Origin of the sequence: Adlercreutzia faecimuris, from assembly GCF_022669055.1 — a bacterium.
Lineage (GTDB): Bacteria > Actinomycetota > Coriobacteriia > Coriobacteriales > Eggerthellaceae > Enterorhabdus > Enterorhabdus faecimuris.
Map to the genome: position 1 here is coordinate 782,136 of NZ_JAJMLW010000001.1, position 20,157 is coordinate 802,292.

18 protein-coding genes are annotated in these 20,157 nt (G+C 72.6%); 16 read left to right on the top strand and 2 right to left on the bottom strand.

Annotation, left to right across the window (positions count from 1 at the left end; all coding sequences use genetic code 11):
* The first annotated feature begins 179 nt into the window (after nucleotides 1–179).
* The 5 genes from LPT13_RS02625 to LPT13_RS02645 all read left to right on the top strand — a co-directional run bounded on the left by LPT13_RS02625 (nucleotide 180) and on the right by LPT13_RS02645 (nucleotide 4,093).
* Nucleotides 180–890 carry a hypothetical protein gene (locus LPT13_RS02625; RefSeq protein ID WP_242163217.1) on the top strand — a complete coding sequence of 237 codons (711 nt, stop codon included), beginning with the start codon at nucleotides 180–182 and terminating at the stop codon, nucleotides 888–890.
* The gene (locus tag LPT13_RS02630; RefSeq protein WP_242163219.1) at nucleotides 890–1,447 is read left to right on the top strand and encodes an RNA polymerase sigma factor; all 558 of its coding nucleotides are present in this window, start codon (nucleotides 890–892) and stop codon (nucleotides 1,445–1,447) included. Before LPT13_RS02625 ends, LPT13_RS02630 begins: the two co-directional genes overlap by 1 nt.
* A complete protein-coding gene (locus tag LPT13_RS02635) occupies nucleotides 1,447–2,262 on the top strand; it encodes a hypothetical protein (protein WP_242163221.1) in 816 nt (271 codons plus the stop codon). Before LPT13_RS02630 ends, LPT13_RS02635 begins: the two co-directional genes overlap by 1 nt.
* A gap of 220 nt (nucleotides 2,263–2,482) precedes the next feature.
* Complete coding sequence (locus LPT13_RS02640) at nucleotides 2,483–2,998, top strand: ferritin (protein WP_242163223.1); 516 nt, start codon at nucleotides 2,483–2,485, stop codon at nucleotides 2,996–2,998.
* 300 nt (nucleotides 2,999–3,298) lie between these two features.
* Nucleotides 3,299–4,093, top strand: a complete 795-nt coding sequence (locus tag LPT13_RS02645; protein WP_242163225.1) for a ZIP family metal transporter — start codon at nucleotides 3,299–3,301, stop codon at nucleotides 4,091–4,093.
* A 454-nt stretch (nucleotides 4,094–4,547) separates the two neighbouring features.
* On the opposite strand, the gene LPT13_RS02650 is transcribed toward LPT13_RS02645, so the two are convergent.
* Nucleotides 4,548–5,534 carry a hypothetical protein gene (locus LPT13_RS02650; protein ID WP_242163227.1) on the bottom strand — a complete coding sequence of 329 codons (987 nt, stop codon included), beginning with the start codon at nucleotides 5,532–5,534 and terminating at the stop codon, nucleotides 4,548–4,550.
* Between the two features lie 167 nt (nucleotides 5,535–5,701).
* Here LPT13_RS02650 and LPT13_RS02655 point away from each other — a divergent pair, with 167 nt between their 5' ends.
* A complete protein-coding gene (locus tag LPT13_RS02655) occupies nucleotides 5,702–6,874 on the top strand; it encodes an iron-containing alcohol dehydrogenase (protein WP_242163229.1) in 1,173 nt (390 codons plus the stop codon).
* A gap of 145 nt (nucleotides 6,875–7,019) precedes the next feature.
* On the opposite strand, the gene LPT13_RS02660 is transcribed toward LPT13_RS02655, so the two are convergent.
* Nucleotides 7,020–7,388: a phage holin family protein gene (locus LPT13_RS02660; protein WP_242163231.1), complete on the bottom strand. Its 369-nt coding sequence runs from the start codon at nucleotides 7,386–7,388 to the stop codon at nucleotides 7,020–7,022.
* A 205-nt stretch (nucleotides 7,389–7,593) separates the two neighbouring features.
* On the opposite strand from LPT13_RS02660, the gene rlmD reads away from it, so the two are divergent.
* From rlmD to LPT13_RS02710, 10 genes are all read left to right on the top strand, one after another.
* Nucleotides 7,594–9,057 carry a 23S rRNA (uracil(1939)-C(5))-methyltransferase RlmD gene (gene rlmD, locus LPT13_RS02665; protein WP_277926803.1) on the top strand — a complete coding sequence of 488 codons (1,464 nt, stop codon included), beginning with the start codon at nucleotides 7,594–7,596 and terminating at the stop codon, nucleotides 9,055–9,057.
* Nucleotides 9,054–9,635: a GNAT family N-acetyltransferase gene (locus LPT13_RS02670; RefSeq protein WP_242163235.1), complete on the top strand. Its 582-nt coding sequence runs from the start codon at nucleotides 9,054–9,056 to the stop codon at nucleotides 9,633–9,635. The genes rlmD and LPT13_RS02670 overlap by 4 nt, the downstream gene beginning before the upstream one ends.
* Nucleotides 9,635–11,032 carry a tRNA lysidine(34) synthetase TilS gene (tilS, locus tag LPT13_RS02675; protein WP_242163236.1) on the top strand — a complete coding sequence of 466 codons (1,398 nt, stop codon included), beginning with the start codon at nucleotides 9,635–9,637 and terminating at the stop codon, nucleotides 11,030–11,032. Before LPT13_RS02670 ends, tilS begins: the two co-directional genes overlap by 1 nt.
* A gap of 12 nt (nucleotides 11,033–11,044) precedes the next feature.
* The gene (locus LPT13_RS02680) at nucleotides 11,045–11,728 is read left to right on the top strand and encodes a Maf family protein (RefSeq protein WP_242163238.1); all 684 of its coding nucleotides are present in this window, start codon (nucleotides 11,045–11,047) and stop codon (nucleotides 11,726–11,728) included.
* Nucleotides 11,729–12,006: 278 nt separating this feature from the next.
* Nucleotides 12,007–12,570, top strand: a complete 564-nt coding sequence (gene hpt / locus LPT13_RS02685) for a hypoxanthine phosphoribosyltransferase (RefSeq protein WP_430622550.1) — start codon at nucleotides 12,007–12,009, stop codon at nucleotides 12,568–12,570.
* Between the two features lie 9 nt (nucleotides 12,571–12,579).
* Complete coding sequence (gene ftsH / locus LPT13_RS02690; RefSeq protein WP_242163240.1) at nucleotides 12,580–14,952, top strand: ATP-dependent zinc metalloprotease FtsH; 2,373 nt, start codon at nucleotides 12,580–12,582, stop codon at nucleotides 14,950–14,952.
* A gap of 263 nt (nucleotides 14,953–15,215) precedes the next feature.
* Nucleotides 15,216–16,529 (top strand): dihydropteroate synthase, encoded by a 1,314-nt coding sequence (gene folP / locus LPT13_RS02695; RefSeq protein WP_242163242.1) that lies wholly within the window; start codon nucleotides 15,216–15,218, stop codon nucleotides 16,527–16,529.
* A 144-nt stretch (nucleotides 16,530–16,673) separates the two neighbouring features.
* Nucleotides 16,674–17,510, top strand: coding sequence for a biotin--[acetyl-CoA-carboxylase] ligase (locus tag LPT13_RS02700; RefSeq protein ID WP_242163244.1), 837 nt, complete (start codon nucleotides 16,674–16,676; stop codon nucleotides 17,508–17,510).
* 178 nt (nucleotides 17,511–17,688) lie between these two features.
* Nucleotides 17,689–19,188, top strand: coding sequence for an MATE family efflux transporter (locus LPT13_RS02705; protein WP_242163246.1), 1,500 nt, complete (start codon nucleotides 17,689–17,691; stop codon nucleotides 19,186–19,188).
* 256 nt (nucleotides 19,189–19,444) lie between these two features.
* Nucleotides 19,445–20,101, top strand: a complete 657-nt coding sequence (locus tag LPT13_RS02710) for a biotin transporter BioY (RefSeq protein WP_242163249.1) — start codon at nucleotides 19,445–19,447, stop codon at nucleotides 20,099–20,101.
* Nucleotides 20,102–20,157: the final 56 nt, after the last annotated feature.

Genomic DNA, 20,157 nt, shown 5'->3' on the forward strand with positions numbered 1-20,157 from the left:
GGCTGAAGGTCGGGAACATTTTCGCGACGGGCGGTGTAATAAGGGGTAGGAAGGCGCGGCGGCGCGCCTGACGCCGAGTGGCGCGGGATGACGGCGCGCGAGGCGCCCGGTGCCGAGTGGCGCGGGGCGATGGCACGCCCGGCGATGCCGCCGGGCGGCGCGGACGAGGGGAGGCGACCATGGGCGAGGACGTTCGGGTGACGCGGGACGCGCGGCCGCGGCGCGCGCAGGGCGGCGTGGCGGCTGTCGGGCGGGCGTCGGCGCGCCGCCGCCGGCAGGTGCGCGGCCACCGGTGGGCGCTGCGCAGCGGCGCGATCGCGACCGTGCTGGCCGCCGTGGTCGGGATGCAGACGGCGGGGCTGCTGGACTGGGCGGGCGAGCAGTGCCGCGTCTGGCCCCGCACCGAGGCGGGGCTGACCTACTGCGCGGTAGGCCAGAGGCTGACTGGCGACTATCCCGACCTGGTGGGCGTCATGATCAACCGCGGCACGCCCGAGGAGCGCGTCGCCTACGTCTACGGCGAGGAGCTGGCCCGGGCCGACGGCTCCCGCGTCAGCGGCCCCGAGGAGGCCGTCGCCTACACGGCCGCGCTGGCCGAGCGCGCCCACCGCGGCTGGGAGCTGGGGCTCAACGCGTGCCTTGGCGACCGCGGCGCCGTGACGGCCGAGCAGGCCGCCCGGGCCTGCGACCTCATGCACGAGACGGGCGCCGGCCTCGCGGCTGTGACGGCCTATCTCCAGGGGCTCGACCTGGGGCTCGACGAGGACGGGGCGCGCCGCCTCGCCATAGACGCCCAGGCGGCGGCCAACCGCCTGGGTGGCATCCGCCTCGTGGCCTATGAGCTGGACGGCGTCACCGTGGCGGGCGAGTACGCCGTGGGCGGCCTCTGATGGCCGATGCCGCCCGCCCCGACCTGCCCGTGGGCCGCGAGGCCCTGGTCGAGTACGCGCTGGCACGTCATGGCGCGGCCGTCTACCGCTTCGCCCTGCACCAGCTGCGCTCGCCGGCCGCGGCCGAGGAGGTGGCCCAGGACGTGTTCGTGGCGCTGTTCGCGGACGGGGGCTCCTTCGACGACGACCACCACCTGCGCTGCTGGCTCATGAAGGTGACGGCGCGGCGCTGCAAGAACCGCCGGCGCGCCCGCGCCCGCCGTCCCGAGGACACGACCGACCCCCACGATCTGGAGCGCGCCGCGGAGGGGCTGGCGCTCGCAGCGCCCGCGCCCGCCGGGCCGGGCGATGCTGCGGGCGACGGCGGCGCTGAGGTGCTCTGGGAGCACGTCGACGCCCTGCCCGCGCCGCTGCGCGAGGTCGTCTACCTGTTCTACGTCGAGGAATACGCCACCGATGAGATAGCCGCCATCGTCGGTGCGGCGCCGGCGACGGTGCGCACGCGCCTGCACCGGGCACGGCGCCGGCTGCGCCGGATGCTGGAAGGAGGCTCGTGATGAGGTTTGACGGGTATCGGCGCCAGGTGCTGGCCGTCCAGGCGCCCGAGGGGCTGGCCGCCGCCGTGCGCGGGCGCCTGGCGGATGAGGCGCCGGCCGCCGCGGGGCGTGGCGCGCGCGGCGGGGGAGCCGCCGGCGACGGCCCGCGACCCGGGCCACGCGCCGCCTGTGCCCCGGCGCCTAGAACGCAGCCGCGGCGCCGGGCGGCCCTCGCGACCGCTGCCGTGCTGGCGGCGATCCTGATCGGGGCGGGCGCCGCGGCGCTGCCGCCGATCGCCGGCCCGGGCGGCGCGGGGCTGCTCGCGCCTGCCACCGCCGAGGCGCTGGTGGTGCGCGACTCGCGCCTGTACGTCGATCCCAACGGCGCGCTCTCCTACGATCGGAAGACGCGCACGGCGACCCTGGCCGTCTGCGCGGAGTTCCGCTGCGCCAACGGCGCCGGCGACCCCTGCGAGGTGCGCGTCGAGGGAGAGGGCCTGGCCCTGGCCGCGTGGGGCCGCGGCGGTGACGCGGCGCCCGTGGACGCGCTCGCGTTCGAGGGCGGTCGCAGCGTCAAGGCGCGGCTCGTCATCACCGCGCGCATCGACGACGAGGAGTGGTGGCGCTCGCCCGACGGCGACGGCCCGGCCCAACGCGCGCTGCTCTGGCGCGCGGCGCTCCCCGTCTTGGGCGGCGGCCGGCTCGTGCTCAGCCGGCCGGGCGCGCCCGACGCCGTCTACGCCTTCGACGTGACGCAGGCGCCCGGCGGCGGCGACGTGCTCGACGGCCTGACCGACGGCGTACGCGCGGCCATCCCCCTCGTCCCCATGCGCTGACCCGGCGGCGCCGGGCGCCCGGAACGCCGCCGGCGCCGGGTGGCGCTCCCCGCGGCGAGCCGTCTCGTTCCGGCACCGCGGCCGCCTCGCCCTCCCCGCGGCGAGTCCGCTCGCGCCCATGTTTCCCTCCGGTAAAAAGGCCGGCGCGCATCGCGGGCTGCAGCCGGCTGCGGTATCATGGCGACGGCACACGACAAGGCCCCGGAAGAAAGGACGCGCCATGGATCAGAAGGTCTACGACCTCATCAACGACCAGATCAACAAGGAGCTGTACTCGGCTTACCTGTACCTCTCCTTCGCCGACTACTACGAGGAGGAGGGCCTGGACGGCTACGCCAACTACTACGAGATCCAGGCGCAGGAGGAGCGCGACCACGCCCTCATCTTCCGCAACTACCTGCATGAGAACGGCGAGAAGGTGAAGCTGCTGGCCATCGCCCAGCCCGACAAGGTGTTCACCAACTTCATGGAGCCGCTCGAGGCCGCGCTCGAGCACGAGAAGTACGTGACCGCCCTCATCCACGACATCTACGCCGCGGCCGAGGCGGCGGGCGACTACCGCACCAAGAAGTTCCTCGGCTGGTTCATCGACGAGCAGCTGGAGGAAGAGGACAACGCCGACGACATGATCACCAAGATGAAGCTGTTCGGCGGCGACGCGCGCAGCCTCTACGAGCTGGATCGCGAGTACGCGGCTCGCGCCTACACCGTGCCGAGCCCGCTGGCCACCGCCTAGTCTCGACGCCATCCGATGCCCCCGCGCCCGCCCCTCGGCGGGCGCGTCGCGTTCGGGGCGCCTCGGCGGCCGCCCGCGGCCCGCCGCGCCCCGCGCCCCGCGCCCGGCGTCGCGTCCTACCCGCATCTGGCGCCGCCGCGCTCGGTCCCGCGCTTGTCGCGCCTGGCCGCGCCCGGCCGCGCCCGGCTCGTACCGTGCCCCGCGCCCACAATCGCATGACGGTTTCCCCGGAAGGCCGCCCGCCGCCCGCGCTCCCGCTATGATGGCCCCAATCACCTGATGGGCGCTAAGGAGGCTGCCATGCAGCAGGCACTGCTCTGGGCCGCGACGGGCACCGGCTTCACCTTCCTCATGACCACGCTGGGATCAGCGGCGGTCTTTTTGTTCCGCGGGCGCTCGAGCGCGCTCGCCCAGCGCGTCTTCCTCGGTTTCGCGGCAGGCGTGATGATCGCCGCGTCGGTGTGGTCGCTGCTCATCCCCGCCATCGAGCGCGCCGAGGAGGCCGGCCAGGCCGGCTGGCTGCCCGCCGCGGGCGGCTTCGCCCTGGGCGTGGCGTTTCTGCTGGTGCTGCACAACGTCATCCCGCACCTGCACCCCGGCGAGCGCGACCCGGAGGGCCTACCGAGCCGCTGGGAGCGGCCGACGCTGCTGTTCACGGCCGTCACGCTGCACAACATCCCCGAGGGCATGTCGGTGGGCCTGCTGTTCGCCATGGCCGGCCTGAACGGGGGCGACCCGGCGACCTTCGGCATGGCGGTGGCCCTGGCCGTGGGCATCGGCATCCAGAACGTGCCCGAGGGCGCGGCCGTGTCGCTGCCGATGCTCCAGGAGGGGATGAGCGCGCCCAAGGCGTTCGCGATGGGCTCGCTGTCGGGCCTGGCCGAGCCGGTGTTCGGCATCCTGGTGGTGCTGTTCGCGGGCGTCATCACGCCGCTCATGCCGTGGCTCCTGGCGTTCTCGGCCGGCGCCATGATGTTCGTGGTGGTGGAGGAGCTCATCCCCGAGGCGCATCTGGGCGAGCACTCCAACGCCGGCACCCTGGCCGTGATGGCCGGCTTCCTGCTGATGATGATCCTCGACGTGGCCCTGGGCTAGGGCCCGCCGGATCCCGCCGCCGCTCGACCCGGCTGACTGCCGCGGGGCGCGTGGACAAAAAACGGCGATCTCGCGGGTTTTCGCGGCTTCTGATATGGAGCTAGAAACGCCCTGATTTGAAGACGAGCGTCTGACCAGGCGTTTTGTCGACATATGTGAAGAGACCTGGGGCACTGGCTGCCGAGGGAACGGCGAGATCGCCGGTTTTTGTCCACTCAGATGTGAGATCGCCTGTTTTTGTCCCGGAACGTGGACAAAAACAGGCGATCTCGCCGTTTGGGGTAGGGTGGGGAAAGGGAAGGGAGGAAGGAAGGAGAGGAGGGAGAGGGGGGAAGGAGAGATAGGGGAAGAGGAAGAGGAAGAGGGGAGAAAGAAGGTGGGGGAGAGGGGGAAGAGACGCGGGAGGGGGCGCCCGCCGGACGCCCCCTCCCTGCATGGCGTATGTCGCGCGGCGCTAGGCCTTGGGCTGCTCGCCCTCGGGCGCCTCGGCCGGGGCGTCCTCGATGACGACGACCTCCACGGTGCCGGCCTGGGCCTCGGCGGCGTCGGCCGCCAGGTGCGCCACGTCGGCGGCCTCGGCGGATACGGCGCCGGCCTGGTACTCGGCCGCGGCGCGGGCGGCCTCGCCGGCCTCGGCGGCGTTCACGGCAGCGGCGGCCTGCGCGGCCCCGTCAGCCGGCGCGGCGGCCTGCGCGGCCCCGGCCGACGCGACGGGCGCGGCAGCGTAGGCGACCGGCTGGGCCGCCGTCGCGGCGGGCGCGCCGTAGCCCTGCTGGTAGGCCGCCTGGCAGGCCTGGACCTGCGGGTCGAGCGGCGCGGCCGCGGGCGTAGCCGCCGTGGGCGCCGGGGGAACCGCGCCGTAGGCGGGCGCGGCGGGCTGGCCCCACGCGGGGGCCGCGGGCGGCACCGGCTGGCCGTAGCCCGGCGCGGGGGCGGCGTAGCCGTAGCCGGCCTCGGGCCAGGCCGGGGCGTTCTTGTCCTTGTTGGCGAACACGGCTGCGATGACCAGCAGCACGCAGGTGACCAGGCGCCCGCCCAGGAAGGCGGCCACCGCGCCGCCGATGCCCCAGCCGAACACGCCGCCCAGCTTGGAGCGGTCGGCGGCGCCGCGGATGGCCAGGATGCCGGCGATAAGCGACACGACGGCCGTGACGAGCTCCCAGCCCAGGGCGACGTAGCCGATGCCCATGGTGAGGCCCATGAGGCCCATCACGTCCGAGCTGCTCAGGTCGCCGTAATAGCCGGAGCCGTGGTGGCCGCGGCCGTAGTCGTACTCGAGGCCCTGCTGGATGAGGTCGGGGCCGTAGGCGTTCCAGGCCGCCTGGCCCACGGCCATGAAGATGAAGCCGATGATGGTTCCCAAGATGGCCAGCGCCGATATCACCACGACGGCTATGCCGAGGTAGCGGATGGCCTTCTCGTGTTGGTTGATGGTCTGCATGGCGTTCCTTTCGATCGGTGCCGCGGATCGTCCAGTATACTGGACGTCGCGGGGGCCGCCTCCCTCTGCGGGGAAGGCGTAAGCGCAAGTTTACCTGAGTTGCCGCCGGCGCCCGCCGGTCTTCATCCTTTCTTAAAGTCCGTCGTCATCCCGAGGAGGAGCGCTTCATGGAGAACTTCGACTTCGTCTCGCCCACCGAGTTCGTCTTCGGCCGCGGGGCCGAGGAGCAGGTGGGCGCCAAGCTGGCCGAGCGCGGCGCCCGACGCGTGCTCGTGCACTTCGGCGGCGCCAGCGCGCGGGAAAGCGGGCTCATCGACCGCGTGGCCGCGAGCCTGGACGCGGCCGGCATCGAGCACCTGGAGCTGGGCGGCGTGCGCCCCAACCCCGAGATCACGCTCGTGCGCGAGGCCGTGGCCCTGTGCAAGGAGGCCGAGGTGGACTGGGTGCTGGCCGTGGGCGGCGGGTCGGTGATCGACTCGGCCAAGGCCGTGGCCAACGGCGCCTGCATCGACGGTGACGTGTGGGAGCTGTTCGAGACGAAGCGCCCCAACCCGGACGTCCTGCCCATCGCCGTGGTGCTCACCATCCCCGCCGCGGGCAGCGAGGCGTCGAAGAACGCCGTGGTGTCTAACGACGAGCTGGGCCGCAAGACCGGCTACGGCAGCGACGCCCAGCGTCCCAAGCTTGCCTTCATGAACCCGGAGCTCACCTTCACCCTGCCGCCCTTCCAGACGGCCGCGGGGCTCACCGACATGTTCGCGCACCTGCTCGAGCGCTTCTTCGACGACTACGGCCCGGTGCCCGTGACCGACAATCTCAACCTGTCGCTCATGCGCACCATCCGCGCCGAGGCGCCGCGCGTGCTGGTGGAGCCCGACAACTACGACGCCCGCGCCAACGTCATGTGGGCGGGCATGCTCTGCCACCAGGGGCTGGCCGGCCTCGGCCGCCACGAGGACTGGGCCACCCACGCGCTGGAGCACGAGCTGTCGGCCCTCGACCCGTCCATCACCCACGGGGCCGGGCTGGCCGTCATGTTCCCCGCGTGGATGGAGTACGTCTGCGAGGAGAACCCGGCGCGCTTCGCCCACTACGGCCGCGAGGTGTTCGGCCTGGCGCCCACCGGCGACGTGCTGGCCGACGCGCTGTCGGCCGTCGACGAGACGCGCGCGTTCTTCGCGTCGCTCGGCATGCCCACGACGCTCGCCGAGCTGGGCGTGGCCGAGGACGACATCGAGCGGATGCTGCCCACCCTGCGCGCCAACAAGGGCGACGCCTTCGGCAGCCTGCGCCGCCTCACCCTGGAAGACGCCGCCGCCATCTACCGCCTGGCCCTCTAGCGCGCAGCGCCCGGGCGCTGAGAACGCGCGCCGCCCCCCCCAGGGGAAGCGGGAAGGCGGCGCGGGGAGGCGGGTCGCGGCGTGCGGGCGCGGCGCGGGTCGCGCCCGCACGCGGGCCGCGCGGGCGCGACGGGCGCTACGCCCGCTACTTGTCGCCGACGATGGAGTTAACGATGGCGCTCACGATGGAGATGACGATGGAGGCCACGAAGGCGCTGCCGAAGCTGGCGATCCAGAAGCCCACGCCGAACAGGCCGTTGGCCAGCCACGCGGCCAGGTACAGCATGAGCGTGTTGACCACCAGGTAGAAGATGCCCAGGGTGAGCACCGATATGGGCAGCGACAGCACCTGCAGGATGGGCTTGACGGACATGTTCACCAGCGCCAGGATGAGCGCGAACAGGGCGATGCCGATCCAGGCGGAGTCGCCCCCGATGATCTCGATGCCGGGCACGAGCCACACGGCGGCGGCCACGGCGATGGCGGTTACGAGCCAGCGGGCGAAGAAGCTCATGGCGGTTCCTTTCCGGTTGCGGTGGGGGGCGGCGGGGGAGCGCCGGTCCCGTTCTCTCAGGGGTCACCTTAGCAAAGGGAAAGTACAGCAAAAAGCTGGGTTTTCAACGGTCAGCGAGCCGTTACGCGTCCCGTCGCCGTGGTAAAGCGGTGGACGGCCGGCGCGCCGCCGACCCGGGGCGGGCAGATGTGCCAGAATAGGCGCCATGAAGAAACAGGGCGGCGCCGGCAGGGGCGCGGACAAGCAGGGAAAACGGAAGAACGCGGCGCGGCGGGCAGATGCGCGGCCCGGCGGCGGGAAGGCGCGGCAGCCGGGCGGGCAGCCCGGCGGGAAGGCGCGCGCCAAGGCGGGGAAGCCGGCGGCGCGCGATGCCGCCCGTGACGCGCGCGGGCCCCGGCCGCACGCGGCGGCGCAGGGCGCGGCGGCCCGCGGCGCACGGGTGTGCCCGGTGTCGGATCGGTGCGGTGGCTGCACGGCCGTCGAGGTGCCCTACGCCGACCAGCTGGCCGCCAAGGACGCCCGCATGGCCGAGCTCTTCGCCGGCGTGGCGCCTGCCGGCGCGCTGCGCCCCATCATCGGCATGGCCGACCCGACCCACTACCGCAACAAGGTCATCTCTCCCTACGCCCCGGCCCGCGGCCGCGGCGCCCGGCAGGCCGCCCGCGCCGCGCGCTCCGACAAGTCCGCGCACGGCCCCGCCATCCTCACCGGCATGTACGAGCGCGGCACCCACCGCCTCATCCCCACCGCGTCGTGCCTGATCGAGAACGAGCAGGCCAAGGCCGTCACCCTCGCCGTCCGCGACATCATGGAGCGCCACGGCATGGAGCCCTACGACGAGGACGCCGGCACCGGCCTTGTCCGCCACGCCGTCGTGCGCGTGGGCCACCAGAGCGGCGAGGTGCTCGTCACCATCGTCACCAACGGCGACGAGCTGCCCGCGTCCAAGGCGTTCTGCCGCGAGCTGGTGCGCCGCTGCCCCTTCGTCACCACGGTGGTCCAGAACGTGAACACGCGCCAGACCAACGTCATCCTGGGCGACGAGGAGCGCGTGCTCTACGGCCCCGGCTTCATCCTGGACACCCTGTGCGGGCTGAGCTTCCGCATCTCGTCGCAGTCGTTCTACCAGGTGAGCGCCGGGCAGACCGAGGTGCTCTACGACGAGGCCATCCGGCTGGCGGGGCTGGACGGCACCCAGCACGTCATCGACGCCTACTGCGGCACCGGCACCATCGGCCTGGTGGCCGCCGCCCGCGGCGCCGCCGGCGTGACGGGGGTGGACGTGGTGGAGTCGGCCATCCGCGACGCGCGGGCCAACGCCGCCCACAACGGCATCGGCAACGCCCAGTTCATGGCCGCGGACGCCGCCGTGTTCATGCGCGCCCTGGCCGCCCGCCGCGCCGACGAGGCCGACCCGGCCCCGCTCGTGGTGATGATGGACCCGCCCCGGTCGGGCGCGAGCCCCGAGTTCCTGGACGCGCTGGCCGCCCTGGCACCCGAGCGCGTCGTGTACATATCGTGCGACCCGGCCACCCAGGCGCGCGACATCCGCCATCTGGCCCGCGCCGGCTACGAGGTGTCCGTCGTCCAGCCCGTCGACATGTTCCCCCACACCGACCACATCGAGTCCATCGCCCTGCTCGCCCGTTCCGAAGGAGCCCGCCCGTGAGTCTCGCCGCTCCCGACCCCGCCGCGCCGGCCCGCGCCGACGCCAGCCCTGCCGCGTCCCTCGCGGCGCTGCCTATCCTGCTGCGCCCCGGTCGCCCCGACGACGTGCCGGCGCTGCTCGACATCTACAACGGCCAGATCGTGAGCAGCGTATCGCCGCTGCACCTGGAGCCGCGCACGCTGGAGATGTGGGAGCAGTGGTTCGCCGACCACCAGTCCGACGTGCATCCCCTGGTGGTCGCCGAGGCCGGCGGCCGCGTGGCGGGCTACGCGTGCCTGTCGGCCTTCCGCCCGCCCGCCGCCTACCTCTGCACGGCCGAGCTGTCCGTCTACGTGCACCGCGACGCCCGCGGCCGCGGCGTGGCCACCCTGCTCATGGAGGCGATCCTGGGCAAGGCGCGCGCGTGCGGGCGCATTCACTCCATCGTCTCGCACATCACGGGCGACAACGAGCCGAGCCGCGGGCTGCACCGCAAGATGGGCTTCGAGCTGTGCGGCACCCTGCGCGAGGCCGGCCTCAAGTTCGGCCGCTACCACGACGTGCACGTCTACCAGCTGATGCTGGGGGAGGACGCGTGATGGGCGCCGGGCAGCGCACGGCGGCGCCCGCGCCCCGCGCCGCCGCGGGCGCGCCGGCCACGCCGGCCGCCGACGCGGCCCTGGCACGCGCCCGGGCGACCCTGGCCGAGCACGCGCTTGCGGCCCCCGACGGCGCGGCCCTGCTCATGGTGTCGGGCGGGTCGGACTCCACGGCGCTCGCGTACCTGGCGCACCGCCTGCGCGAGGAGGGCGACCTTAGCGCCGTGGCGATGCTCCATGTGAACCACCAGCTGCGCGGCGCCGATGCCGACGACGACGCCCGCTTCGTCTCCCAGCTAGCCGAGCTGCTGGAATTCCCCCTGTTCCTGTGCGAGGTCGACGTGGCGGGCGAGGCCGCGCGCACCGGCGGCAACGTCGAGGCCGTCGCGCGCCACGAGCGCTACCTGGCCGCCAACGAGGCCCTGCGCTCGATGTGCCTGCACGAGGCGGTGCCGCTGGCGGCGGGGCGCATCCTCACGGCGCACACGGCCGACGACCGCATCGAGAGCTTCTACATGCGCTCGATCGTGGGCACGGGCCCGGGCGGGTTCCGCGCCATGCGCTACCGCAACGGGCCGGTCGTGCGGCCGCTCCTGGACCTCACCCGCGACGACCTGCGCGCCCTCATCGCCGAGCGCGCCGACGCGGGCCTGCCCGTCGCGCGCGACGAGGCGGGGGCCCTCTGGCGCGAGGACGCCACCAACGCGCACACCGACCGCTTCCGCGCCTACGTGCGCCACGAGGTGGTGCCGCGCGCGCGGGAGTGGAACCCGGCGCTGCCCGAGGTGCTCACGCGCACGATGAACCTCATCGCCGACGAGGACGACATGCTCGACGGGATGGCTGACGACCTGGTCGCGCGCGCCGTCGCGTGGCTCGGCGCGGAGGGCGCGCGCGACGGGGCGGAGGGCGCGGAGGGCACCACAGGGGGTGCTGCCGGCGCGCCCGGCGACGTGCCCGGCACCCACGCGCCTGCTGGTGCGCCTGGCGCCGGCGCCGCCGACCCCACCGACGCGCCCGGCGCCCCTGGCCCCGTGTCCGGCGACGCCCCCGCGTCCGGCGCCGCCGCCACGCCCGGCGATGCCGACCCCGCGGCGGGCTTCCTGCTCGAGCCCGCCTTCGCCGAGGCGCCCGTGCCCCTGCGCCGCCGCGCCGTGCGCACGCTGCTCGGGCGGGTGCTCGGGCCCGACGCCCGCGTCGAGGCGGCCAGCGTCGAGGCGGTGCTCGCCGGGTTCGCGCCCGCCGCCGACCCCGCGCCGGGCGCCCCCGCCGCGCCCGACCGCCCGCGTGGCGGATATGTGGCCAACATCCAGGGCGACCTGGCCGTCAGCGCCAACCGCCACGGCGTGCGCGTGGAGCCCATGGCCGCCTTCCGCGCCCGCCGCAAGAAGAACTGAGAGGAACCTCCCATGACCGATCACGCCGCAGCCGCCCCTACCGCCGACGCCCCGCAGGACGCCCCCGCGATGCCGCCCTTCCAGGTGGTGCTCGCCAGCGGCAGCCCGCGTCGCCGCGAGCTGCTCGAGCAGGCCGGCGTCGCCTTCACCGTGCGCACGCCCGCCACGCCCGTGGACGAGACGCTCGAGCCCGACCTGGCCGCCAACCCCGAGGAGGCCGCCAAGAAGCTGGCCGAGCGCAAGGCCGGCGCCGTGGTGCAGGAGGTGCTCGCCGAGGACTTCACCGGCATGCTCATCGTCATCGGCGCCGACACCATGGTGGTGAAGGACGGCGTCATCTTCGGCAAGCCCCGCAGCCTGTCGGACGGCAAGCACATGCTGCGCGCGCTGTCCGGCGCCACCCACGAGGTCGTCACCGGCGTATCGGTGTGGATGATCGCGGCGCCGACGGCCGACGACGTCTCGCTGGGCTTCCGCACCTTCGCCGACGTGAGCCGCGTCACGTTCCGCGAGCTCACGGACGCCGAGATCGACGACTACCTGCGCAAGGGCGAGTCGTTCGACAAGGCCGGCGCCTACGCCATCCAGGGCGAGGGGGCCGCGCTCGTCGAGCGCCTCGACGGCGCGCTCGACACCGTCATCGGCCTGCCTGCCGAGCGCCTCGTCCGCGAGTTCCCCGACCTCATCCCCGCCTAGCCGCGCGCCGCGGAGGCGCCCGTCCCCGCCACGTGCGGCGCCTCCCCCGGTCGCCCCGCCACGCGCGGCGCTTCCGCCCGCTCGCCGCGCCGCCGGCTCGCGCGGGAGCGGAATGTGGGCACTTGCGGGAGGGTGGCCGGAATGCCTCGCCTCCCATCGGGGCAATGGTACACTTCCCCTTTGAATATCAGATCAATGACGGAACTGGTCACTTTCCTGAGTCTGGGCCTGTGATCGCCTATATTCGTCTAAGCCAACGATGACATCGGGAAGGTGGCATGCAGGCTATGCACGACATGAACGAAGACGTATCGCGCGTTATCTTCTCCGAGCAGGAGCTGGCCGACCGCGTCGCCGAGATGGGCGCGGCCATCACCCGCGACTACGCCCCCGTCGCCGACGAGGGCATCGTGATGGTGTCGGTGCTGCGCGGCGCCGCCATCTTCATGGCCGATCTGGCGCGCGCCATCGAGCTGCCCATCGAGATGGACTACATGGCCGTCTCGTCCTACGGCAACGGCGCCAAGAGCTCCGGGGTCGTGCGCATCCTGAAGGACCTGTCGTCCGAGATCACGGGCCGGCACGTCATCATCGCCGAGGACATCCTCGACTCGGGGCTCACGCTCCAGTACCTCATGAAGAACCTGCAGTCGCGCAAGCCCGCCTCGCTCGAGGTGGCCACGCTGCTGCGCAAGAAGACTCGGGCCCAGGCAGATATCCGCTGCCGCTACACGGGCTTCGAGTGCCCGGACGAGTTCATCGTCGGCTACGGGCTCGACTACGCCGAGCGCTACCGCAACCTGCCCTACATCGGCGTGCTCAAGCCCGAGCTCTACCAGTAAAGGAAACCCATGGCAGACGACAACAACAAGAAGCCGAACCCGCAGTTCCAGCAGCCGAACTCGCGTACCACCATCATCACCGTCATCCTGTTCCTCCTGGTGGCGTTCTTCGTGGGCAGCCAGTTCATGTCGTTCAGCGCGGCCAGCTCCAACCCCACCGACAACCTCATCACGTCCGAGTTCGTCCAGGCGGTCGAGCAGGACCGGGTCGAGAAGGTGGTCTACGCGGCCGGCGACTACACCGTGTCGGGCACCTACTACCCGGCGGCCACGGCGGGCGCCACGGCGGCTGACGCCTTCAACAGCGCCTTCGACGCGCTCAACGCGCGCGTGGCCACGCTGAAGTCCCCCGACGGGGCGGTGCTGCCGGGCATCGGCACCACCGATCTGACCCCGGCCACGCTGGGCGCCGTGCACAACTACACCTCCACCTACGTCGGCCAGGACTCCCTCGGCGAGCTCATGGCGCGCCATCCCAACGTGCAGTACCAGGTGACGCTGCCGAGCCCGTTCATGGAGATCCTCGGCGCGCTGCTGCCGATGCTGCTCATCGCCGGTTTGCTGCTGTTCTTCTTCAACCAGATGCAGAAGGCCAACAACTCCCAGATGAACTTCGGCAAGAACAAGGCCAAGAAGTCGCTCGAGGAGCGCCCCGACGTCACCTTCGCCGACGTGGCGGGCGTGGACGAGGCCGTGGAGGAGATGCAGGAGATCAAGGACTTCCTGGCGAACCCCGCGAAGTACCAGTCCATGGGCGCGAAGATCCCGCGCGGCTGCCTCCTGGTGGGCCCTCCGGGCACCGGCAAGACGCTGCTCGCGCGCGCCGTGGCCGGCGAGGCGGGCGTGCCGTTCTTCAGCATCTCGGGCTCCGACTTCGTCGAGATGTTCGTCGGCGTCGGCGCCAGCCGCGTGCGCGACCTGTTCAAGGACGCGAAGGAGGCCGCTCCGGCCATCATCTTCATCGACGAGATCGACGCGGTGGGCCGCCAGCGCGGCACGGGTCTCGGCGGCGGCCACGACGAGCGCGAGCAGACCCTGAACCAGCTGCTGGTCGAGATGGACGGCTTCGAGTCCAACGACTCGGTGGTGCTCATCGCCGCCACCAACCGTGCCGACGTGCTCGACCCGGCGCTTCTGCGCCCCGGTCGCTTCGACCGCCAGATCGTCGTGGACACCCCCGACGTGAAGGGCCGCGAGAAGATCCTGAACGTGCATGCCAAGGACAAGCCCATCGGGTCGGACGTGGACCTGGCGAAGGTGGCCAAGATCACCCCCGGCTTCACCGGCGCCGACCTGGCCAACCTCATGAACGAGTCGGCGCTTTTGACGGCGCGCCGCGGCAAGAAGATCATCACCATGCGCGAGGTGAGCGAGTCGATGGAGCGCGTCATCGCGGGGCCGGAGCGCAAGGGCCGCGTGCTGAACGAGCAGACCAAGCACACCATCGCCTACCACGAGAGCGGCCACGCCCTGGTGGGGCACCTGCTCGACCACGCCGACCCGGTGCACAAGATCTCGATCATCTCGCGTGGGCGCGCGCTGGGCTACACGCTGTCCATCCCCGACGAGGACAAGGTGCTCAACACCCTCGGCGAGATGAAGGACGAGCTGGCCGTGTTCATGGGCGGCCGCGTCGCCGAGGAGATCTTCTGCGACGACATCACCACCGGCGCCTCCAACGACCTGGAGCGCGCGTCGAAGATGGCCCGCGCCATCGTCACCCAGTACGGCATGAGCCCGCTGGGCACCCAGGTGTTCGGCCAGCCCAACCACGAGGTGTTCCTGGGCCGTGACTACGGCAACACCCAGGACTACTCCGAGGAGACGGCGCGCCGCATCGACGAGCAGGTGGCCGTCATCATGAAGGAGGCCCACGATAGGGCCCACGACATCCTGGCGGCGCGCGCTGACCAGATGAACCTGATGGCGAGCGTGCTTCTGGAGCGCGAGACGGTGGAGGGCGAGGCCTGCGAGGCCCTGCTCGACAACAAGTGGGACGACTACCTGGCGCGCGAGGACGACATCATCGCCGCCAAGGAGGCCGAGGAGGCCGCGGCCCGCGCCCGCGACGCCCAGCTGGCCGACCCGAACTGGCGCGAGGAGCCCGTCGAGCCCGGCGACCAGGATCCCAACGGCCCCTACCGCCCGGCGGCCGAGGACGCGAACCGCGCCGACATGCCCACCCAGGCCGAGGTGGACGCCGAGATCCGCCGCGAGGACGTCATGGACGCCTCGCCGGCCGCGCCGGCGCCCGCGGGGGAGGATCCCCTCGCCGGCGACGCGGCCCCGGCCGACGCGGCGGACGCTGACGCGGCGGCGCAGCCGGCGGCCCCGAAGGCCGACGACGCCGCCGGCAAGGGCGGCGACGCGGGCACGCGGTAGCGCCGCCTGTGGCATACTACGCGAGGAACTTGGAGGGGCGCGCCCTGAGGGCGCGCCCCTCTCGTTTGGCACGCGGACGGCGGGGACGTAGGATGTTGTCCTCGAGACGGACAACGGGGACGTAGGATGTTGTCCTCGCGCGGGGAGCAGAGACGCGGGACAACGGGGACGTAGGATGTTGTCCTCGCGCGGGGAGCAGAGACGTGAGGGCGGCGGGGCGGGACAACATCCTACGTCCCCGTTGTCCTTGAGAGGAGATGCTGATGAGCTGGCAGTGCGCATCGTTTGAGTTCGACACCGACAAGCCCGTCATCATGGGCATCCTGAACGTGACGCCCGACTCGTTCTCGGACGGCGGCCAGTTCGCCTCCGCCGAGGAGGCCGTCGCCCGCGGGCGGCAGATGGCCGAGGAGGGCGCCGCCATCATCGACGTGGGCGGCGAGTCGACGCGCCCCGGCGCCGCGCCGGTGGACGCCGAGGAGGAGTGGCGCCGCGTGGGCCCGGTGATCGAGGCCCTGGCCGCCGAGGGGCTGTGCGTGTCGGCCGACACCCGCCGCGCCGAGGTGGCGCGCCGTGCCGTGGCGGCGGGGGCATCCGTCATCAACGACGTGTCCGGCTTCCGCGATCCGGCCATGCGCGCCGTGGCCGCCGGCTGCGACGCGGGCCTGGTGGTCATGCACATGCAGGGCGAGCCGGCCACCATGCAGGATGATCCGACCTACGACGACGTGGTGGCCGAGGTGCGTGACTACCTGCGTGACCGCGCGGCCGAGCTGGAGGCGCTGGGCATCGCCCACGACCGCATCTGCCTGGATCCGGGCCCCGGGTTCGGCAAGACGGCCTCGCAGACCGTCGAGCTCTTGCGCAACCTCCACGAGATCGCGCGGCTGGGCTACCCGGTGATGTGCGCCGTGTCGCGCAAGAGCTTCATGAAGAAGGCCTACGGCATCGACGACCCGCTGGCCCGTGATGAGGCGTCGGCCGCCGAGACGCTCATGGCCTGCGAGCTGGGGGCCACCGTGGTGCGCACCCACAACGTGCCCGCCACCGTCGCCGCCCTCGCTGACCTGCGGCCCTACGTGCTGCTGGGCCTGGGGGCCAACGTCGCTTTGGTGGCGCACCCCGGCGAGGAGCAGGAGGGCAAGATCGCCCAGCTCAACCACGCCATCGGCCAGCTGTGCCTGCTGCCCGACACCACCATCATCGACATCGCCGGCTTCTACGGCAGCGAGCCGGCCTACCTCGCCGACCAGGAGGAGTTCGTGAACACGGTGGTGCTCCTGCGCAGCGGGCTGCCGCCGCTGGAGCTGCTCGACTGCCTCCAGGCGATCGAGAACGGCTTGGGCCGCGTGCGCGAGGTGCCCAACGGCCCGCGCACCTGCGACATCGACATCCTCGACTACCAGCTGTACCACTTCGCCAACGACCGCCTGACGCTGCCGCACCCGCGCATCTGCGAGCGCGACTTCGTGGTGAAGCCGCTCCTGGAGGTGCGCCCCGGCCACGTGCTGGCCGACGGCACGCCGGTCGACTCGGTGCCCGAGTCCGAGCGCCTCGGCCGCGCCTGGCGGCTGTAGCGCCCGCGCGTCGCGCGCCCGTGTAAGATTTCCGGCCATTTTAGCCGGCGGAATTGCACGAGGCGGATGCGGTACGGCCGATGAGCGGCGGAAAAGGATGCGCCGGGAGGCGGTGCGGAGGAGCGGGGCGAGAGGAGCCTGGCGATGGAGTTTCGCGTGGAGTGCCTGGAGGCCGTGGGGTCGACCAACGAGGTGGTGAAGGAGGCGCTCGAGGCGGGAGAGCCCGAGGGGCTCGTCGTGCGCGCCCGGCGCCAGACCGGCGGCTACGGGCGCCAGGGCCGCACGTGGGCGAGCCCCGAGGGCGGCCTGTATATGTCGCTGCTGCTGCGGCCGTCTGTGCCGCCCGCCCAGCTGCCGACCCTCAGCCTGGTGGTCGGCCTGGCCGTGCGCCGGGCGCTCGCGTCCCTCGTGACGCTGGCCGAGGCGCGCCGCATCCAGGTGAAGTGGCCCAACGACGTGGTCTACGCCGAGGCCCCCGCGGCGGGGGAGCGCCGCGTCCCCGCAGGCAGCATGCCGGATGCGCCGGGCGCGCCGGGCACGGGCGGGAAGGCGTTTCGGAAGCTGTGCGGGATATCGCTTGAGGCCCACGGGGGCGGCGTGTGCGTCGGCATCGGCGTGAACGTGCTGCCGCCGGCGCGCCCGGCCGAGCTGCCGGGGAAGAACGCGCCGGCCTACCTGGCCGATCTGGGCTACGGCTTCACCTGCGAGGCGCGCGGCGCGGTGGACGAGGTGGCCGCGGCCGTCCTGCGCGAGCTCGCGCCGCTCTACGAGCGCTGGGAGGCGGCGGGCCTGGGGCCCCTCGTGCCGGAGTACGACGCGTGCGCCGCCCTGGCGGGGCGCGCCCTCACCGTGGCGGATCGCAACGGCGCCGTGCTCGCCGAGGGCACGGCCGTCGGCATCGACGAGCACGGCCGTCTCCTCATCCGCCGCCCCGACGGCACCGAGCACCCCGTGTCCTCCGGTGAGGCGCACATCCTGTAGGGGCGCACCACTTCCGCATCGCCTCTCCCTCAGCCCTTCCTCCTAACGGTGGGTTTTACCGCCTGAATGGTATTAGCCGTTTCGTATTAAGACCGTCGGCCGTCGTTCTTCGCGATGTGCAACTAGTGGCATGGCGCGCCGGGTAGAATGGCCGGGAGAGACACGAGAAAGGCGCATCATGACAAGCGACGCGACGCAGACGCACGGCACGGGCACGCCCAGCGCGCCCGGCGGCGGCGTGCCGTCGAGCCGCGTCACCCGGATGGGCACCGAGTCCATCCCCAAGCTCATCACCGAGTTCGCCATCCCCTCGGTGGTGGGCATGGTGGTGAACGGATCCTACAACCTCATCGACTCCATGTTCCTGGGCCACGCCATGGGTGAGCTCGGCCTGTCCGCCGTCACCGTCGCCAACCCCACCATGATCGTGTTCATGGCGCTCGCCATGCTGGTGGGCACCGGCGGCAACGCGCTGGCGGCCCTGCGCCTGGGCGAGGGCAACCGCGACGCCGCGGAGCGCGCGCTCGGCAACGTCATCACGATGTCGCTCGTGCTGTGGGTGCTGGTGGCCCTCCTGGCGGCGAACCCGGCCGTCATCGACGCGGTGCTCACCCTGTCGAGCGCCACCGACGACGTGCGGCCCTATGCGCGCACCTTCATCCAGATCCTGTGCTACGGCTTCATCCTCCAGTGCATCGGCATGGGCGTCAACAACTTCATCCGCACCGCCGGCGCGCCCAACCGCGCGCTCGGCACCATGGTCATCGGCCTGGTGGCGGCCACCGGCTTCAACTACCTGTTCGTCATCCTGCTGGGCTGGGGCGTGGCCGGCAGCGCGCTGGCGACGCTCGCCGGCCAGGCGTGCTCGTGCGCGGCGGTGCTGTGGTACTTCCTGTTCACCAAGAACGTCCCGCTGCGCATTCGCCTGAGCTGCCTGCGCCCGGCGCGGCGCATCGTCACCACCATCCTGGCCTTCGGGTTCCCCGGGTTCGCTCTCCAGGCGGGCGCGGCGCTCGTCAACTTCCTGCTCAACTACCAGCTGGTGAAGTACGGGGCCCTGAGCCCCCTCGGCGCCGAGGACGCCCTGGCCTCCATTGGCGTGGTGCAGCGCATCGGCATGTTCACCATCATGCCCATCGTGGGCGTGTCCGTCGCCATCCAGCCGCTGCTGGGCTACAACTACGGCGCGCGCAAGATCGACCGCGTGCGCACGACCCTGTGGCTGAGCATCGCGGGCGCCACGGTGATCTGCCTGGTGGAGTGGGCGGTGACCATGCTCTTCGCCGAGCCCATCGTGGCCGCCTTCGGCGTGTCCCATGACGGGCTGGTGGAGTTCACCGCCTTCGCGCTGCGGATGTGGCTGCTCATGCTGCCGTTCATCGGCTTCCAGATCGTGGGCTCCAACTACTTCCAGGCCACCGGGCAGCCGGCGAAGGCCATCTTCCTGACGCTGACCCGCCAAATCATCTTCCTGGTGCCGCTAGTGCTGTTCCTGCCCAGCGCGCTGCCGGCGCTCGCGCCGTCCCTGACGGGCCTGGATGCGCTCTACGTGGCCGCCCCGGTGTCGGACTTCCTGGCTATCTTCACCGTGGGCATCTTCCTGGTGTGGGAGATGCGCCGCCTGCGCCGCGTGCAGGCGACCGGCGGCCCCCAGCCCGCCGGGAAGCCGGCGGCCTAGCGGCTCCGGCGCGCGCTGCCGCCCGGGTTTTCGCGCCGCCGCCTACCCCGCCGCCGTGTCGTGCGAGGCGTGCCGCTGCATCGCCCCGCGCGTCGCGCCGTACCGCGCCCCGCGCCGCCTTCCGGCCCCCCCGGGGTGCGCCGCGCTGCCGTTGGCCGCCCGTTCGGCACGCCGTCGCCCGTTATGTGACAGCCGCCCGCGTACCATCGGGTAAGATTCCGCGCTTCTTGTAAACCCAAGAGGGAAAGGACCAACCTTGGAAACCACGGACGTCAACACGAAAGCGGCGGCTGCCACGCCGTCGCGCACGCGCTCTGTCGCCTTCGTCGGGCTGACCATCGCCATCATGGCGGTGTTGGCTTGGATCACCATCCCCCTGGGGCCGGTGCCGTTCACGCTGCAGATGTTCGCCGTCACCTTCGCCATCGTGGTGCTCACGCCCACCCAGGCGATGGCCTCCATCGCCGGGTACCTGCTGCTGGGCGCCGTGGGGCTGCCCGTGTTCTCGGGCATGCGCGGCGGGTTCGGCGTGCTGGCCGGGCCGACCGGCGGCTTTCTGTGGGGCTACCTGATCGGCGTGGCCGCGGCCGTGGTGCTGCTGCACCTGGTGCGCACGCGCACCGGCTGGGACGCCGGGCGCCGCGAGCGCGCCCTCGACCCGGCGGCCGCCGCGGCGCAGACCCCGGCCCAGCGCGTCGGGCGCTTCCTGCGCGCGTCGGGCGTCGAGGTGCTGGCCGGCGTGCTGTTCACGGCCATCGCCTACGCCTGCGGCTGCGTGCAGTACGCCGCCGTCGCCGGCGTGAGCCTCGAGGCCGCCTTCCTGGTGGCCTGCGCCCCCTTCATCGTGGTCGACGCGTGCAAGATCGTGGCCGCCGTCGCCTGCGCCCAGGCCGTGCGGGCCGCCGTCCGCTAGGGCCGCCCATCCCGCGCCGCCCCGGCGCGACGCACCCCGCGCACCCGCGCCGCCCG

What these genes read in the sequence shown, in the direction of transcription:
- LPT13_RS02700 (WP_242163244.1), top strand. Translation starts at nt 16,674, where the DNA reads ATGGAGTTTCGCGTGGAGTGCCTGGAGGCCGTGGGGTCGACCAACGAG.
- LPT13_RS02705 (WP_242163246.1), top strand. Translation starts at nt 17,689, where the DNA reads ATGACAAGCGACGCGACGCAGACGCACGGCACGGGCACGCCCAGCGCG.
- hpt (WP_430622550.1), top strand. Translation starts at nt 12,007, where the DNA reads ATGCAGGCTATGCACGACATGAACGAAGACGTATCGCGCGTTATCTTC.
- tilS (WP_242163236.1), top strand. Translation starts at nt 9,635, where the DNA reads ATGGGCGCCGGGCAGCGCACGGCGGCGCCCGCGCCCCGCGCCGCCGCG.
- LPT13_RS02655 (WP_242163229.1), top strand. Translation starts at nt 5,702, where the DNA reads ATGGAGAACTTCGACTTCGTCTCGCCCACCGAGTTCGTCTTCGGCCGC.
- ftsH (WP_242163240.1), top strand. Translation starts at nt 12,580, where the DNA reads ATGGCAGACGACAACAACAAGAAGCCGAACCCGCAGTTCCAGCAGCCG.
- LPT13_RS02650 (WP_242163227.1), bottom strand. Translation starts at nt 5,534, where the DNA reads ATGCAGACCATCAACCAACACGAGAAGGCCATCCGCTACCTCGGCATA.
- LPT13_RS02660 (WP_242163231.1), bottom strand. Translation starts at nt 7,388, where the DNA reads ATGAGCTTCTTCGCCCGCTGGCTCGTAACCGCCATCGCCGTGGCCGCC.
- folP (WP_242163242.1), top strand. Translation starts at nt 15,216, where the DNA reads ATGAGCTGGCAGTGCGCATCGTTTGAGTTCGACACCGACAAGCCCGTC.
- LPT13_RS02640 (WP_242163223.1), top strand. Translation starts at nt 2,483, where the DNA reads ATGGATCAGAAGGTCTACGACCTCATCAACGACCAGATCAACAAGGAG.
- LPT13_RS02680 (WP_242163238.1), top strand. Translation starts at nt 11,045, where the DNA reads ATGACCGATCACGCCGCAGCCGCCCCTACCGCCGACGCCCCGCAGGAC.
- LPT13_RS02645 (WP_242163225.1), top strand. Translation starts at nt 3,299, where the DNA reads ATGCAGCAGGCACTGCTCTGGGCCGCGACGGGCACCGGCTTCACCTTC.
- rlmD (WP_277926803.1), top strand. Translation starts at nt 7,594, where the DNA reads ATGAAGAAACAGGGCGGCGCCGGCAGGGGCGCGGACAAGCAGGGAAAA.
- LPT13_RS02635 (WP_242163221.1), top strand. Translation starts at nt 1,447, where the DNA reads ATGAGGTTTGACGGGTATCGGCGCCAGGTGCTGGCCGTCCAGGCGCCC.
- LPT13_RS02630 (WP_242163219.1), top strand. Translation starts at nt 890, where the DNA reads ATGGCCGATGCCGCCCGCCCCGACCTGCCCGTGGGCCGCGAGGCCCTG.
- LPT13_RS02625 (WP_242163217.1), top strand. Translation starts at nt 180, where the DNA reads ATGGGCGAGGACGTTCGGGTGACGCGGGACGCGCGGCCGCGGCGCGCG.